Consider the following 16,882-nt stretch of genomic DNA (forward strand, 5'->3'; position numbering starts at 1 on the left):
TTGGGAGTTGAAAGCCCTAAATCTTCTTCATAATTCATAAAATTATTATAAAAAATCAATAAAAAAGTCCCCAAAATGACAGCTAAGCTTTCCAAGATTTCGCTTCCCTTAAAACTGACCTTCCTTATTTTTTCAATGGTCTTGAACTGTATGGGTATTGTGATTCTTCAGCTTTCTGAAGCAAAAATAACTTACGAGAAGCTTGGCTTTTTGGAATCGTTCAAGGATCTTCCCATAGCATTTATTTCACTTTTTGCAGTGAATTTCATAAGTAAAACAGGAACAAAAAAAGCATTAATTTCAGCTTTAGTCATTGTTGGAATCTGTTCATGCTTCCTACCTTTTATAGAAGATTTCTGGTTCTACAAAGTTTGGTTTGCTATTATCGGAACCTGTTTTGCTGTCGGAAAGATCTGCGTTTTCGGAATTATCCGGAACAATGTTTCAGATGAAAAATCTCTTGCCAAAATGATGAACAGTGTGGAAGCCTCATTCATGGTCGGTATTTTTATAGTGAATACCGGTTTCGGATGGCTCATTTCCAGCCGCTATTCCGAATACTGGAAGTTCGGATTCCTGTCTATAACAGTACTTTGCGCAGTAACGATATTTCTGTTTTCAAAGCTGAGTATCTCGGAAGCAAAAAAAACGGAGAATAAAAGTCTTATTGCCGAACTTTCAGCATTCACAAAGCCTGCAACAATCATGTTCCTTGCTGTAGTTTTTTTTATCGTTTTTGTAGAACAGGGATTTAATTCATGGCTGCCCTCTTTCTATAAAAACCATCTGAATGTGAATTCATTTTTTGCTTTACAGGCCACTTCTTTCCTTGCCCTTTTTTCTTATGCGGGCAGGACAGCAACAGCTAATATCATTCAGAGATTTTCTTTATCAAGATATTATATTTTATGCATTTTTTTAATTATCGTTGTCCTGTTAATTATTATAGGAATACAGTATTTTGATTCTGTGAACTCCGGCATTATCCTGTTCTTATTTCCGGTCATCGGACTTTTCCTTTCACCGCTCTACCCTGTGATCAACTCAAAAATGATTGCACAGATTGACAAGGAAAAAATCAACCTGTTTACATCCCTAATTGTAATTTTTTCATCGCTTGGAAGCTCTGTCAGTTCAATTATTATGGCTGTCCTGTTCGGAAAACAGCTGCTAAACTATTATCCGCTATATATATTACTTGCTGTTTCTGTGCTTTTTACGGTGAGTTTAATATATTTTAGGCTTGCAGGAAAGAAATTATAGAAAATAATTTTATTTTTACTCCCATGAAAATCAAGGATACCAAAAACAAAGAAACCCTCCAGGAACTTATTGATACAAAAGATTTTGTAGCACACGTATCTGTTGACTGCACGATATTTGGTTTTCACAATAATATTTTGAAGGTTTTGCTCCTGAAGTACCACGATCTGGATCTGTGGTCGCTTCCGGGCGGTTTTGTTTTCAATGATGAAGACCTTCGTGAAGCCGCTGCGAGAGTACTGTATGAAAGAACCCATCTTCAAAACCTTTTTCTAAAACAGTTTCACACTTTTGGGAGAATCGACCGAACGGAGAATAATGTCCACCAGATCCTTCTTAGCAATAAAGGAATTGAAGTTCCGAAAGACCACTGGATCTTCCAGAGATTTATTACGGTAGGTTACTGCAGCCTTATTGATTTTTCCGTTGCCAATACTTTTCCGGATGCATTCAACGAAAGCTGTGAATGGTTTGAGGTTAATAAATTGCCTAAGATGGCCTTCGATCACGACAGAGTCATAGAAACGGGCCTTGAATACCTTCGTATGAATATCAATACCGAAGTGGCTGCCAGCAATCTTCTTCCTGAAAAATTTACAATGAAAGATCTTCAGTCGCTGTATGAAACTATTTTAGGGCAGAAATTCAGGAGAAATAATTTTCAACGCAAGATATTAAGCTTAAATATTCTGGACAGGCTGGAGAAACTGTATGACGGATCTGCAAACAAAGCTCCGTATCTGTATAAGTTCAAAAGCAAGGTACACAATGCTGCCAATCAGTATCCTATTTCCAATGATGAGGAATCTTAGGAGGCTGTATTTCTACTCAAATCCTTCAGGCTGTGATTTATCTCACTGAAAATCAAAGGCAATAAAGATTTACAAAAAAATTTTCCAAACCAGCGAAAAGTGTTACTTTTAGGCAAATCAAAAAATCATGTCATATTATCCTCTTACAAGCATTCCAGACTACTACGGAATTGATGCTTTACTTACTGAAGAACACAAACTGATCCGTCAATCGGTAAGAGATTGGGTGGAAAGTTTTGTAATGCCGCAGATTGACCAGGCCGCGCAAAATCATACTGATATTCCGGGCTTAATGAAAGAATTGGGAAAGATTGGAGCTTTAGGCCCATATATCCCAGTTGAATATGGCGGTTCAGGGTTGGATCAGATTTCTTATGGTCTTATTATGCAGGAGCTTGAAAGAGGCGATTCTGCGGTGCGTTCTGCTGCTTCGGTACAGAGCTCGCTGGTGATGTTCCCTATCAATGAATTCGGTTCTGAGGAACAGAAGAAAAAATACCTTCCTCACCTTGCTGCAGGAGAAATGATCGGTTCTTTTGGACTGACTGAGCCTAATCACGGTTCCGATCCAAGTTCTATGGAAACTTATTTTAAAGATATGGGCGACCATTATCTTCTGAACGGAGCCAAAATGTGGATCACGAATTCCCCGCTCTGCGATATTGCAGTAGTCTGGGCTAAAAATGAAGAAGGAAAAATACAGGGACTGATCGTTGAAAGAGGAATGGAAGGCTTTACCACACCTGAAACTCACAATAAATGGAGCTTAAGAGCTTCAAAAACCGGAGAACTGGTATTCAATGATGTAAAAGTTCCTAAAGAAAACTTACTTCCTGGGGTAACAGGATTAAAAGGACCTCTATCTTGTCTGAACTCAGCAAGATACGGAATTTCCTGGGGTGTAATCGGTGCAGCGATTGACTGCTACTGTACAGCTGTTCAATATTCTAAAGAAAGAAAACAGTTTGGCAAGCCGATCGGCTCTTTCCAGCTTCAGCAGAAAAAATTAGCTGAATTCTTAACAGAGATCACAAAAGCGCAATTGCTATGTCTTCAGTTAGGAAACCTTAAGAATGATCACAAAGCAAGTCCGGCACAGATCTCAATGGCTAAACGTAACAACGTGAAAATGGCTATTGATATCGCCAGAGAATCGAGACAGATCCTTGGCGGTATGGGAATCATGGGTGAATTCCCGATGATGAGACACGCAGCCAATCTTGAGTCTGTAATCACGTATGAAGGTACACATGATGTACATTTACTGATCACCGGTTTAGATATTACAGGAATCAACGCTTTTTAAATAAAAGCTCAAAATATAATGAAACAAGGAGTCCAGCCGAATGGCCGGACTCCTTGTTTCATTCACTTTACAGGGAACTTATATTCAATGAATAATTATTGATGTATTAATACTATTGACATTTTATTAAAAAATATTAATTTAATAACATTAAAAAATATTAATATGAAAAAATTATCGACACTTTTATTAAGCTGCACTGCTCCATTCTTTTTTGCCCAACAGGCAGGAGACGTTGTTAGTTTTGAACAAAAATTAGATCTGACCCCACAGGGAGTTACCAATTTCATCGCCAACAGTCTGGGCGAACAGAATGCCCCGGATTTCGTCAGCTATCTCAATGGGTTCAATGTGGGACTTAAAGGCTATAAAATTACTTATTACACCAAAAATGAGAAAAGTGTCTTAGTAAAAGCTACAGGACTTCTGATGTACCCAAATGTAAATTTTAAACTTTCAACGGTTGTATCTGATCACGGAACGACTGACAGCAGAAATAATGTCCCCTCTAACTTCAAAGGAGCCTTAACCGCAGGATTTGTAGTGGAACTATCATATGTACTCAATGGATATATCCTGATGGCGCCTGATTATGTAGGGATGGGAGACGGAGATGGTGTTCACCCATACGTAGACGCTGTTACGGAAGCTGGTGCAACGATAGACTTTGTAAAGGCAGCCAATAAGGTGCTGGGTCAATTAGGAATAAAAAGATATGATGAATACTTTCTCGCGGGCTATTCACAGGGTGCCCATGCGGCCATGTCAACTTTAAAAAGCCTGAACACCTCCAACCCTACCAATCTGAAGTTCAAGTACGCTTATATGGGAGACGGACCTTATGACTTTTCAGGGGTTACTTTGAACAAAGGAGTGCTGGAAAAAGATTTTTATCCGTTCACTTCTTTCCTTGCCAATGTTCTGCATACCTGTAACAATACGGGCTATAAAACCTATAATACCAGCATTTCGGAGGTTATTTCACCGGAATATCTGGATAAATACAATTATCATGTAATTCAGGACAATGGAGGCCTTCTTTGGGGGCCGGTGATCTGGAGAAATCTTTTCACCCAGAATTTCGTTAATGATGTTACCAACAATCCGAATAATAATCTCAGACGGTGCATGAAACCTAAAGATGTGTATGACTGGTACAATAAAACACCAATGACTTTAGGACATTCTTCAGTTGACCTCGCCATTCCACCTGAAAACACCACTAAAACTATTGATGTACAGCGTGGATATTATGCCTGGTGGGATCTGAACAAATATAAGCTGGAATCTTTATTTTGGGGACCTTTAGGCCATGTAGGAGGAATTATCCCTTTTACTCTTGCATCTAATGCCAAATTCAACACCCTTAGAAGCGGCGGTCTTCTGAACCAATGGGCAATACTCACTTCAAAACAGCAGGGAAACAGCCAGCCTGAAGTTCATTCACTCTATTCTTCCCAATTAAAACCGGATCTTGGCAATATGCAGCTGGTTGAAATTACAGATTTCAGTCAGGATAAAGCGGTAAGTAAATCAGGGACACAAAGCAGTTTATCTTCATTGAAAGATGGAGTTTATCTTTTGAAAGTACAGGAAAACAATGATCAAAAGTTAATTCCGTACGTTAAGAACACTCCTATAGAAGTATCTGAAAATGAGATCATAAAGTCTGAAAACAATGGAGTTTTAAAACTGAAGATTCCTCAGGAAGAACTTATTGCTGTCAATATTTTTGATGATAAAAAGAATCTTTTAAAAACAGTTTCCGGGAAAGATTACAGCGAGAACAGTGGAATTAATGTAAAAGACATTGGCAATCAAAACAATACTTTCGAAGTTGTCACTCAATTTTATAATCTTCAGTTCAGGAAAGCATTGGCAGACAGCTCACTATCTCATAAAGCTGAAATATTTACAAAAAACCACCAGATCATCGTCAGAGCAGACAATGGTATTAAAAACATTAGCATCTACCATATTTCAGGTGCATTAATTTTCCAGCAGGAAGTCAATAAATCAGAATTCGAATCAAAAAGCTTAGAATCAGGAATTTATGTAGTCCAGTTCACAGGCAACGACGGAAGAACTGTGCATAAAAAAGTAAAATTATAAAGACAATAGTACTCGTATATTCTTCATTTCAAATTGAATGCACTTCAGCAATGAAGTGCATTTTTACTTGGAATAGGGCTGGATATTTTCAATAAAGCTAAGATCAGGATTTAATATTTCCAGAATAAGATTCTTTACAGACTGCATGGCATCATCAATACTGCCTTTATCAAACTGCAGGGAAACCACTCCTTTTTTAGCTTCTGCAAAGCTCCAGATACCTGTTTCTATAGGAAGCCCCCAGAATTCAGGAAGATTCTGTACCACATAATGATAAATGCATAACTGAAGTGCCTGTTTCCTTTCGCTGTTATGGAAATATTCGGCAACGTTACCTTCATCTATTTTTACTGTGAGATTCTTGATTTTTGCAGTCTTATAGTCAATGATTCTTAAGGTTCCGTTCAGGCGGTCTATCCTGTCAATAAATCCAAAGAAAGAAATTTTGTCACTCCCGTCAAGATAGAAATCCACATTTTCGAACCTTTTTTCGATGTCTAAAATCTCCAGGGTATTGCCGCTTCTTACCAATTCAAGATCATGGTTAAGTACATTTTCAATCACCTTTTTAGCAATGGCCCTGTGAATAAAATTCATCCCTTTTTCATAGAATTCAGGCTGGTGTTTCAGCTTTTCAATGGCAATATTTATATATTGATCTATTTCTTTAATTGAATTCTGTAAATCCTTTTCTTTTAAAATCTTACCCTTAAGTAATTCATACACTTCTTGAAGTGAATAATGAACCAGATTTCCATAATTTTTAACAGATAATTCTTCTTCTATTTCATCCGTTTCAGAGGTCTTCAATATCTTGGAAAGATAAAAATCTATCGGATTATAAAGATAACTGGTAAGGTGCGAAGCAGATACTTTTTCCTTCCATTTCTGAAGCCTCTCCATGACGATCTCGGTCTTCAGAATTTCTATCGGCTGCGAAGCAATAGGTTCCGAAGAATTTTCAATAATGAGGTGTTCTATCTTGTGGGAACTCTCCATTTCGATCTGCGTGATAAACCTGCTCTTTTCACCGGTATTCACTCCGGAACTGAGTGCATTATATAAAAGATGGACATTCCGCGAATCCTGAATCAGCCTGTAAAAGTGGTACGCATAAATACTATCGTTTTCCAGGAATGTATGAAGATCAAAATACCTTCTGATATCAAACGGAATATAGGTATTCTGCGAATTTCCCAAAGGAAGTTTTCCTTCATTCACAGAAAGCATGATCACATTTTCAAAATTCAAAAGTCGGGTTTCAAGAAGTCCCATGATCTGAAGCCCGCGGAGCGGCTCACCCTGAAAATCTATACTTTCGGAATTAACATGCTGGTTGATCAGGATCTCCAGCGTTTCCATTTTGATCTCAAAATCATATGGGCTGAGCTGGTTTTTGATAATCCTGAACGCATTCTCAAAATGGGAAACATTTTCATATTGGATGTCATCTATTTCCAGCCATTTGATCCGTTTACAGAAAGCGATAAGCATATCCAGGTAAACGCCCGTATGATCGGCCTTTTTAAGAAGTCCATAATAGGAAAGCCCGCTCAGAAGTTCATCTAAAAGCTTTTTTGATATGTAAACGATATTCCTTTCCTCTATTTTTGTTCTGAAATTACTGATAATCACCTCATCCTCAGCTGATTTTGGAAGCTCTTCAAGGATCGGGAAAATATCTCTGTAATAATAGGAAGATTTATTTTTCTCCAGCTGTTTCTGAAGATAGAAAAGCTGTTTTACGGCATTGGAAAAAGAAAGATTCTTTAATGGAAAACCCATAGTAATATTCAGATTTTCAACACCATACATTACATCCAGACTTGCCGGAAGAAGGTTTTCATCCAGCAATACCACAGCGGTGTTGGAATAGGTCTTATTTTCAATTTCCTTAAATATTTCAGGCAGCACTTTAGTCTGCGTCACATTTCCGGAAACTTCATAAACTCTTATATTTTTCGGCTGGTTAAAATCATCTTCTATCCACTGAAAAGCCATGTTATCATCAAATTCTTTCCATGTTTTGTGGTTTCTGAGGAATTTTCCGGCTTCCTGTCTTTCATCATCAAAATAATAATGATCTGCCTGAAAGAAACACTGTCCCTTATTCCGACGCAGCAAGCTCCTCACCAGCTTCTCTTCCACGGGTGTAAAAGCATTGAAGCCACAGAATATAAAATTCTCGGAAGTATTCTCAGCAAAATCAGCGATTCTTGCTTTAGCAGTTTCGTGGATCATTCCGGAAGTTGCCCAATTCTTTTCCTGCAGTTTTTTCTTTAGAACTGGAAGAAAAACATTCATATTCTGCCAGAAATTAAGAAATTTTTTACGGGGAACATCATCATCTTCACCCAGATCCTGAGCCCATTCTTTGATCCTTTCTTCATCAAACATATACTGCAGAACGGCCTCATCACTTTCAGAGAACTTCAGGATATCATCCCAGTCCTTCTGAAGGGTCGGAAACCACTTTAAGAAGTCTGCAAAATCATCTTTCGGAATAAGACCAAGGCTCCGGTACACATCAAAGGCAAAAAGCCACAGAGAGATTCCCTGTACAGGCTGTTTGTCTGCAATCCTGTCGATCAACTCTTCTATGGTAAAGAAATTGGGAAGAAATCCTGAGTAATTGTTTTCTTCTAAGATTTGCCTGATGAATACGATAGGACGTTTTCCGGGCAGCACGATATTGAACTCCGAAAGGTCTGGGTTCTGGGCCAGCAGTTCGTGGATGATCTTATTGAGAAATTTCAAGAGGCTTTGTAGCTTTTTAAGTTGTTCAGTTCTTCAGCAATAATGGCATTGTATTCTGCCTGTTTTCCTTTATTCATTCCATGCTCTGTAGCTCTGTCATAGGACATCTGGAAGTTTTTGTAATCGTTTGATATTTTGCTGTAAATTGCATTAAAATTTTTATCGTAATCACCGGAAGTTTTGATCTTCTCTTCTATTTCTTTCCTGAATTTTCTGACAAACAATTCTGCAATATCAAAATGCTTCTGCTCATGGAGCAGGATATAATCATTTATTTTTTTGACATCTTTCCAGGATCTGTCTTCATTAAAAATAGCAATAACCTCAATTTTAACCGGGGATTTCGGATTGGTAGATTTCACTACAGAATATTCCCAGCCGCAGTGGGTATAAGCAGCTACATTAAGCATATTCCCTCTGTTTACGGGGCTTTTAAAGTTGTCCCAGATCAGCTTCCGATCTTCCTGCCAGATAATTTTCTGCCCAAAAAGAGCATTGGCAAAAAGAAAAAAGCAAAGTGAAATCCATTTCATTATTATTCAACTACAATTGTTTTGGTGATCCAGCTGTTGCCGCCATTCCAGAATTTAAAAGTATAAGTTCCTGTCTGGCGCGGACTAAAATTGATCTGATTTGCTCCCACATGAGTTTCCTGTGTACAAGGCCCATCTGTAGTATATTTATAAGCGGTAACAGATCTTTCCAGGCTGCTGTCATGAATATAATCATATCCGTAGAACCCCTCACATTGGGACGAATAGGTAGAATACGTCTTAATACTCTGTATCGAATATACATCCATAGTATCCTGCATGATCTTCACACTGTCGATCTTAACTTTTTCTACAGATTGTACAGTTTGATAATCATCGTCTTCACAGGAAATAAAAACCATTCCTGAAAACAATACAGAAAATCCAATAATTAAAAGTTTTTTCATAACCTTAAATTTACTGATTATCAATAAAAATTCAGCAAAAATTATTCCTAAATATTAAAAAATTAAGAATTAAAATTACCTTTTGATACATAAATTACTTTCTTAGTATCAAAAAACTCTTCATCAAAATAATTTTTAAGGTTGAAGATTTCACATTTAATTCCGGCTAATTCTTCAGCAAGATCGCCTCCTTTTAAATATAAAACTCCGTTATGTTTGGGATTAATCTGCTCTTTTTCAAACTTCCCTTTCAGCCATTTCAGGAATTCCGGCATCTGGGTGACAGCGCGGCTCACTACAAAATGGAACTTTTCTTTTATTTTTTCAGCTCTCCCATGAATAGCCGTTAAATTTTCCAGCCCGATTCCTTCTGCCACTGCTTTTACTACAGTAATCTTCTTTCCGATAGAGTCAATTAAAGTAAATTGTGTTTCCGGAAAAAGGATCGCCAGGGGAATCCCCGGAAAACCTCCGCCCGTTCCGATATCCAAAACTCTGGTACCGGGTGCAAATTCCATTATTTTTGCAATTCCTAAGGAATGCAGAATATGCTTCTCATACAGCGATTCCATGTCCTTTCTTGAGATCACATTGATTTTTTCATTCCATTCATTATACAGTTTTTCCAATTGGGAAAACTGCTCGATCTGCTTCTCCGTAAGATCAGGAAAGTATTTTAATAGTAACGATGCTGCCATATGAATTATTATAATCTACAAAAATAAGTTTTATTTCTGTTGTATTCAAATGAAGTTGCCCGGATCATATTTCAAATTCCAGCTTCATTAAGGTAATATTATCTTGCAATACCCGGAATAACGGGTACGCTTAAATTTCCGTTCTGATTAACTGCCTGAACGGCAAAAATATAATTATCCTTTGAAAGTGGAATTTTAATGGAAAGTTCTTTCGTAAAGATCTTTTTTTGCCAAACCGGGCTATCTGTTTCTCTTACAAGAATATAGTATCCCACCGGTGTTCCTGATTTTGGCCTTTCCCACTGCAATGAGGTGGAGTTGGTAAGTTCTTTAACTTTTACTTCTGCGCGTTCAGGTTTTGAAGGAGCTTTAGCAAGGCTGGCCAGAACAGCAATATTCGCCGCCACATTCCTTTTCAGATAATTAAAATCTATAAATTCTGGAAGGTCTCCATATTGCTTATTATTTTCAACTCTTACATCCTGATGCTGGTGGTCGTAGTTTTCATAATATTCAGTAAGTCTTACAGAAGGAAATCCCTGACTGACAAAACTGGAATGATCCCCTCCACGCAGGAACCTGTCATTTCTGTAGATCAGCTTTACTTCAAGCCCTTTCACATATTCTTCTGCAATTTCTTTAATATACCGGGCCAGCTGCCGGGATTCACTATCGTTTTCGAATCCCTGGTTTCTTATACCCATCGCTTTTTTATCCAGTTCTGCATAAGGAAGCCCTTCACTGAAAACTCTCAGTATCCGGTTATTGATCTCTCCTGTTTCTCCTTCTTTAGGATTTCCGATCATATCATTGTTCAGGACCGCTTCTATCTGCAGGTTTTCTTTTTTAGCTTTATCTGCCAGAAGTTTAGATCCAAGCAGCGACTGTTCTTCTCCGGAAAAAGTAACAAAGATAACAGATGCGGGAAAGGAAGATCTGCTCAAAATTCGAGCAGCTTCTATAACAGCAGCTACTCCACTGCCATCATCGTTGGCACCCGGTGCGAATGAAGTTCTGTTCATTACATCAGTAACCCGCGAATCCAGATGCGCAGAAATCAGGAAAATCCTTTTATCATTAGAGTCTGTACCTTTCAGAAAAGCTATAGGATTCCCAAGGCTGGTAACTTTGTCTATTCGTTTTCCATCCGGCTGAATGTCTTCCTGCTGTAAGTAAACATCCATTCTTCTTTCGGAATTTTTTGCATAGTCTTTAAATTTTCTGAGTACCCAGGTTCTTGCGGCTCCTATTCCCTGATTCTTATCATCAACGGAACTTAAAGTATGCCTGGTATTAAAGCTTACCAGCTTACCGATATAGGATTTTAAAGAATCCGAACTTACTTCAGAAACGTATTTCTTTATTTCATCATCTTTTGTCTGTACCTGAGAAAACCCGACAAAAGGAACCAACAGTAAAAAGAAAGAATGTTTCATACCAACTGAATAAATTTAGATAGTTAAATATACAAAAACATAAGATTGGGAGCGGCTTTTCATTTCCATGTTTTCAGAACCGAGTATTTCAGGAGAAAAGTATGAAAGGAGTCCATACTTTAATGATTAAAATTAAAAAACCTGACAAAAATCTTTTTTCCTGCCCTACTTTTATTTCCCGGCGAAACGTTTTTATTATATATTTGTTAAAATTCAAAAAGACCCACATGGATAAACTTTCAGATAGAGTAAAAAGATTAGGTTACTCACAGACTTTCGTAATGTCCAACAAAGCAAGAGAAATGAAGGCCGCCGGCATTGACGTGATCAGTCTTACTCTTGGTGAACCGGATTTCGATGTTCCGGACAATATCAAACAGGCTGCTTTTGATGCGATTAACCAGAATTACAGCCACTACTCTCCTGTTCCTGGGTTTCTTGAACTTCGTGAAGCAGTAGCTTTTAAATTAAAAAGAGACAACAACCTTGAATATAAGTCATCACAGATCTGCGTTTCCAACGGTGCAAAGCAGGCAATCTTAAATGTGCTTGCCTCCGTTATCAATGATGGTGATGAAGTATTGCTTCCTGCCCCTTACTGGGTAAGCTATGATGAAATGGTGAAAATGATGGGCGGAACTTCGGTGATGCTTCCGACTTCTTATGTTACAGATTTCAAGATCACTGCCGAGCAGCTTGAAGAATCCATTACAGATAAAACGAAAGCCATTCTTTTCAGTTCTCCGTGTAACCCTTCAGGTGGGTATTATACATACGATGAATTAAAATCGATGGCAAAAGTTATTGCCAAATATCCTCATGTGACAGTTATTTCAGATGAGATCTACGAATACATCAATTATGAAACAAAAACAACATCCATCGCTCAATTCCCGGAAGTATATGAGCAGACTGCAGTAATCAACGGAATGTCTAAGGCATTTGCAATGACAGGATGGAGAATCGGGTATTCTGCCTGTCCGGAATGGCTGGCTAAAGCTTGCGAAAAGGTTCAGGGACAAATGACCAGCGGAGCGAATACAGTGGCGCAGAGAGCTTCTATTACTGCCTTAAAAACAGACCCTTCTGAGTATAAATACATGATCGATGCTTTCCAGAAAAGAAGAGATCTTGTCTATGATCTGATGAAAGAAATTCCAGGATTTAAAGTTGTGCTTCCAAAAGCTGCATTTTACTTCTTCCCGGACATTTCCTACTATGTTGGAAAAACACTGAACGGTACTGAAATTAAAGATTCAGATGATTTTGCGATGTTCTTACTGGAAAATGCTCATGTTGGATGCGTAGGCGGTGTTTCTTTCGGAAGTCCCGAATGCATCCGCTTTTCTTATGCAGCTTCTGAAGAAGATCTGAGAGAAGCAATGAAGAGAATTAAAGATGTGTTGGCGCCGTTCAATTCATAACTAAATTGAATGAAAATCAATATAAAGTAAACAAAAAGCTCTGGTTTCAGGGCTTTTTTTCTTTGGATCCATTAAAAACAATTATAGATTTTATTTATCGATACTCATTTGTTCAATAGATAGAATATTTATATATTTGCACAAGAAAATTTAATATAAAAACAGAAAATTATGTCTTTAGTAGGAAAAAAATTCCCAAATGTAACAATCGATGCTATGTCTGAAATGGGTGATGATCTTAGAATCAACGTCCTTGAAGAAGCTACTTCTAACCAACAAAAAGTAATTTTATTCTGGTATCCGAAAGATTTCACTTTCGTATGTCCTACAGAGCTTCACGCTTTCCAGGATGCTTTAGGCGAATTCGAAAAAAGAAACACTAAAGTAATCGGTGCTTCTTGTGATACTAACGAGGTACACTTTGCATGGTTGAACACACCAAAAGATAACGGAGGTATCGAAGGAGTAACTTACCCGCTTTTAGCTGATACTCACAGACAACTGGCAAACATCTTAGGAATTGTAGATCAGGATTTCGAATACAATGAAGATGGAGAGGAAACTTTCACAGGTTCTAATGTAACGTACAGAGCAACATACCTAATTGACGAAACAGGAAAAATTTTCCATGAGTCTGTAAATGATATGCCTCTTGGAAGAAACGTGAAAGAATATTTAAGACTTATCGACGCTTACACACACGTTCAAAAACATGGTGAGGTATGTCCTGCCAACTGGGAAGAAGGAAAAGATGCAATGAAAGCAGACAGAACTTCTACAGCAGAATACTTAGCTAAGAACTAAAATTTAATATAGCAATGTAGCAATTACAGTAATGTAACAATATAACAGTGTAACAATGTAACAATATTGAAATTCAATGTTTAATTGTTAAACTGATACATTATTAGATTGCTACATTGTTTATTTTTCTAAAAATAAACTTATGTACACAGAATTAACAGAAGATACTTTACAGAATATCGTGAATGACAATGAAAAAGTAGTTGTTCAGTACGGTGCAACATGGTGCGGAAACTGCAGAATTATGAAGCCAAAATTCAAAAAACTAGCATCAGAAAACGAAGAAATTCCATTTTTATATGTAGATGCAGAAAAACTTCCCGAAAGCAGAAAATTAGCAACCGTTGATAACCTTCCTACTTTCGCAGTTTTTAAAAACGGTGAATTAGTGAACCAGGTACAGAGCAACCAGGCTGAGAGTTTAATCAATCTTTTTAAAGAAATACAATAATGAAGTTACCCGTAATCCGACAGTTTTATCAGAACCAGACGCCTGAGAATCTTGAAAAAACATTAGAGGTTTTAGAAAGCTTCTGCGAGTTCAGAGGAACCAGTGAAGAAGATCTGAATGTAGCAGGAGAGCTGATCACAAATATCTGCGGTGCCTTGGAAGTACATGCCAGCGTTCAGAATGGAATGAGCGAAAAAGACGCTTTAAATTCTTTTGCACAGAAGGTCTTAGGATCCATTGACAAATAATTTCTTCATTAAATCACTTAAGGTTTAATAGTAAATTATAAAACACAGTACTACTGAGGCTTTCCTCAATACTATATTTTCTCAATTCTTTAATTTCAACTTGAACATACGCTTGAAAGCTTCTGTAATATGCCATTGCTGATGCTGTTGCTGCTGTTTATATAAATTAAAGAATCCATTAAAGTCCCGGTGACATTTCATCAGGATTTTTTGGGCTCAAATCGGTAAATGGGAGTGATTGAAAGATTGGAAAACATAAAAAAATCCTGATGAAATATCACCAGGATCATTATTTATAAAAGATAAATCTGATTTTTATAATTCTTCACCTTTCATTCTTTATTTTAGCTTCTTCTGCTCATCAAGATTCTCAGAATATACCAGAATAGAAGCATAATGGATGCAAAAAGCTGCAATGAAGCCCCTACATACTGCCCTGTTGTATAGACATTTTTAAGTTTGCTTGTTTCATACAAGATGCTTGCGGAAGCCAAAAGCACCATTCCTACAGAGAACCAAAGCCCAAGATTAAATCCAAAAATCGCTCCGGCCACAATCAGCCCTATTGAAAGAAAACCTCCAATCACGATAATATTTCTTAGGAACGAAAAATCTCTTTTAGAAGTAAACGCTACTGCCGAAAGGCCGGCAAACATAGCAATCGTAAGCATAGCAGCCTGGAAAATGATATTTCCTCCACCCTGCATTCCTGCTGCAATATAAATCATAGGCATGAAAATCACGGCTTCCAGAATGATATAGAATCCTAATCCAAAATACTGTGTCGTTCTGCTCTGCGAAAGTGACCATTTAGAAGCCAGCATCGAGGCCAGCCAGAAAATACCGATAACCAATAGCCATGTGTATTTCTGTCCGAACATCATAGCAATGATCTCTACTGGGACCGTTTTCAGCAAAATAGTTTCAACCCCGATAAACGCCAGGATTGATAAGGCAACATGCAGGTAAGTTTTTCTGTAAAAAGCTGCTTTTTCCACATCGGAGGAGTGAGCAACTAAAACATCTGTCATCATAGTTAGTATTTTTTATTGTTTTAAATTATTTGTCTTTTTTCGCCGGCATCACCCCAATGATCTTTCCATCCTCTTCAAACACAGCCATAATTACCTCTTTTGAAGAAGGATCTCCTGCATATTTGTAGTTGATGCTTGGCAAACTGGAACCATCCATTAATCTGTGGTATCCTGTCTTTAAAATTTCCAGCTTTTTATTTACATCAAAGCCTTCTTTTACTTTTTTAAGAACATCGTCTGTAACTATTTCTTTTACCTTATCGGAAAGAAGCACATCAACACCTGAACGATCCGGAGCTTTAAGTGCTTCAACAAATTTGAGGAAGTTATCATTATACAGATTAATCTTCTCTTTGCTCAGTTGGGCAGGAATCTCTTTCTGAACTTTTTCAACCTTCACTCCTGTTACTTTCTGAGCAAACATCAGCTGTGTGGCAAGAACTGTAAGTCCTAAAAATATTTTTTTCATAATCTTTTTATTATTGGTAAAATAAGTGAGTTAAGATACGAAAATCAGACCATTTCCAAAAACTTCATCGTATCCACATTATCCGCATAGGTATCCAGAGCAGGATGCTGTGCCTCCCCAAAAGGAATAGAATCTAATCCAAGCTCGCTTTTTGCTACAATACACTGAATATCCTGCTCATTCTCAGCGATGAAACTTTTCACTTCATCCAGAGACGAATATCGGCTGAAATTGATCACGGAAAGCGGACTGAAAAGCTTGTCATCCTCTTTCATCATCACAAAATTATTGTCCCAGAACTTATCCTGGTTTAGAAGATATACCGCCCTGTTGTAATCATAATTGTTGGCATATTTGTTATGATTGATGATATCCTGGAATCTTACGAAACTCTCAAACAATCTGTCGATAATAAAGTCCTCCGGAATAAAAACCCTTGTTACATTTCTGCACCCAAGTCCGAAATACCTGAAAATGTCTTCCGCCAGAAGCTGAAGCTCTTCAGGAGTTTCATCCCCTTTCAAAACAGCTACAGAAGTTCTGTTCTTTCTGATGATGCTCAAATGGTTTTTGAAATAATATTCAAGATATCTTGCTGTATTGTTACTTCCTGTCGCAATCACAGCATCAAAGTTTTCCAGTCTTTCAACAAATTCAAACTGTACGGCTCTGCTTGAAAACTCATTCCATTTTTTCAGCAGGAACGGAATCATCCGTTTATCTTTTGAGGAAAGCTTGATCAATGGAACATGCCCGCTCAGAACGACCGCTATCACATCATGAAATCCGACCAGAGGAATGTTTCCGGCCAGGATCAATCCTACTCTTTTTGAAGTTTTGGAAACGGAATAGTTTCTAAGCCAGTTATTTATACTTTCTTGGGAAAGCAAACCAGCCCACTCTGCAAGAGCAAATTTCTGATTCTCAAGGGTAAACCATGGATTTTCTATTTCGGATCTTTTCAGCAATAAGTCAAACTCGGTATCATGATCATTATAATCTGCCGATTTTTTTGCTAAAAACTCTTTTATATATGCACTTAACTTAATAAGTCCTAAAACTTGATTTTCAATATTCATAATTACTTTTAAATTGGGGAATATTTTGTAATTTTGTGCAAATTTAAAA

16 protein-coding genes are annotated in these 16,882 nt (G+C 37.5%); 8 read left to right on the forward strand and 8 right to left on the reverse strand.

Going from position 1 to position 16,882, the window contains the following annotated elements; genetic code table 11:
- Positions 1–75 precede the first annotated feature (75 nt).
- From J2T03_RS04370 to J2T03_RS04385, 4 genes are all read left to right on the forward strand, one after another.
- A complete protein-coding gene (locus tag J2T03_RS04370; protein WP_307209664.1) occupies positions 76–1,263 on the forward strand; it encodes an MFS transporter in 1,188 nt (395 codons plus the stop codon).
- A gap of 23 nt (positions 1,264–1,286) precedes the next feature.
- Positions 1,287–2,075, forward strand: a complete 789-nt coding sequence (locus tag J2T03_RS04375) for an NUDIX hydrolase (RefSeq protein WP_306842218.1) — start codon at positions 1,287–1,289, stop codon at positions 2,073–2,075.
- 127 nt (positions 2,076–2,202) lie between these two features.
- Positions 2,203–3,381, forward strand: a complete 1,179-nt coding sequence (locus J2T03_RS04380; protein WP_306842217.1) for an acyl-CoA dehydrogenase family protein — start codon at positions 2,203–2,205, stop codon at positions 3,379–3,381.
- Between the two features lie 165 nt (positions 3,382–3,546).
- Positions 3,547–5,493 (forward strand): T9SS type A sorting domain-containing protein, encoded by a 1,947-nt coding sequence (locus J2T03_RS04385; RefSeq protein ID WP_307209666.1) that lies wholly within the window; start codon positions 3,547–3,549, stop codon positions 5,491–5,493.
- Between the two features lie 63 nt (positions 5,494–5,556).
- Here the strand turns inward: J2T03_RS04385 and J2T03_RS04390 are convergent, their stop codons facing one another.
- From J2T03_RS04390 to J2T03_RS04410, 5 genes are all read right to left on the reverse strand, one after another.
- On the reverse strand, positions 5,557–8,250 hold the full coding sequence (locus J2T03_RS04390; protein WP_307209670.1) for a PD-(D/E)XK nuclease family protein: 2,694 nt from the start codon (positions 8,248–8,250) through the stop codon (positions 5,557–5,559).
- The gene (locus J2T03_RS04395; protein WP_307209671.1) at positions 8,247–8,783 is read right to left on the reverse strand and encodes a DUF922 domain-containing protein; all 537 of its coding nucleotides are present in this window, start codon (positions 8,781–8,783) and stop codon (positions 8,247–8,249) included. Before J2T03_RS04395 ends, J2T03_RS04390 begins: the two co-directional genes overlap by 4 nt.
- A 2-nt stretch (positions 8,784–8,785) precedes the next feature.
- Positions 8,786–9,190, reverse strand: coding sequence for a hypothetical protein (locus J2T03_RS04400; protein ID WP_306842210.1), 405 nt, complete (start codon positions 9,188–9,190; stop codon positions 8,786–8,788).
- 62 nt (positions 9,191–9,252) lie between these two features.
- The gene (gene rsmG / locus J2T03_RS04405; RefSeq protein WP_306842208.1) at positions 9,253–9,888 is read right to left on the reverse strand and encodes a 16S rRNA (guanine(527)-N(7))-methyltransferase RsmG; all 636 of its coding nucleotides are present in this window, start codon (positions 9,886–9,888) and stop codon (positions 9,253–9,255) included.
- Positions 9,889–9,986: 98 nt separating this feature from the next.
- Entirely contained in the window at positions 9,987–11,324 is a 1,338-nt protein-coding gene (locus tag J2T03_RS04410) for a M28 family metallopeptidase (protein WP_307209672.1), read from the reverse strand.
- A 227-nt stretch (positions 11,325–11,551) separates the two neighbouring features.
- Here J2T03_RS04410 and J2T03_RS04415 point away from each other — a divergent pair, with 227 nt between their 5' ends.
- The 4 genes from J2T03_RS04415 (at position 11,552) to J2T03_RS04430 (ending at position 14,251) form a co-directional block, all read left to right on the forward strand.
- Positions 11,552–12,748 (forward strand): pyridoxal phosphate-dependent aminotransferase, encoded by a 1,197-nt coding sequence (locus tag J2T03_RS04415; protein WP_307209674.1) that lies wholly within the window; start codon positions 11,552–11,554, stop codon positions 12,746–12,748.
- A gap of 171 nt (positions 12,749–12,919) precedes the next feature.
- Positions 12,920–13,552, forward strand: a complete 633-nt coding sequence (locus J2T03_RS04420; RefSeq protein WP_306842202.1) for a peroxiredoxin — start codon at positions 12,920–12,922, stop codon at positions 13,550–13,552.
- A gap of 142 nt (positions 13,553–13,694) precedes the next feature.
- Complete coding sequence (locus tag J2T03_RS04425) at positions 13,695–14,003, forward strand: thioredoxin family protein (RefSeq protein ID WP_034707328.1); 309 nt, start codon at positions 13,695–13,697, stop codon at positions 14,001–14,003.
- On the forward strand, positions 14,003–14,251 hold the full coding sequence (locus J2T03_RS04430; protein WP_034727575.1) for a DUF6952 family protein: 249 nt from the start codon (positions 14,003–14,005) through the stop codon (positions 14,249–14,251). The genes J2T03_RS04425 and J2T03_RS04430 overlap by 1 nt, the downstream gene beginning before the upstream one ends.
- Before the next feature lie 344 nt (positions 14,252–14,595).
- Here the strand turns inward: J2T03_RS04430 and J2T03_RS04435 are convergent, their stop codons facing one another.
- Genes J2T03_RS04435 through J2T03_RS04445 form a run of 3 tightly spaced genes read right to left on the reverse strand, consistent with a single transcriptional unit; the run spans position 14,596 to position 16,833 of the window.
- Positions 14,596–15,285 (reverse strand): Bax inhibitor-1/YccA family protein, encoded by a 690-nt coding sequence (locus J2T03_RS04435; protein WP_306842194.1) that lies wholly within the window; start codon positions 15,283–15,285, stop codon positions 14,596–14,598.
- Between the two features lie 25 nt (positions 15,286–15,310).
- Positions 15,311–15,754 carry a peptidylprolyl isomerase gene (locus tag J2T03_RS04440; protein WP_306842193.1) on the reverse strand — a complete coding sequence of 148 codons (444 nt, stop codon included), beginning with the start codon at positions 15,752–15,754 and terminating at the stop codon, positions 15,311–15,313.
- Positions 15,755–15,798: 44 nt separating this feature from the next.
- Complete coding sequence (locus J2T03_RS04445) at positions 15,799–16,833, reverse strand: acyl-CoA reductase (RefSeq protein ID WP_307209676.1); 1,035 nt, start codon at positions 16,831–16,833, stop codon at positions 15,799–15,801.
- Positions 16,834–16,882: the final 49 nt, after the last annotated feature.

Source organism: Chryseobacterium lathyri, assembly GCF_030812195.1.
GTDB lineage: Bacteria > Bacteroidota > Bacteroidia > Flavobacteriales > Weeksellaceae > Chryseobacterium > Chryseobacterium lathyri_A.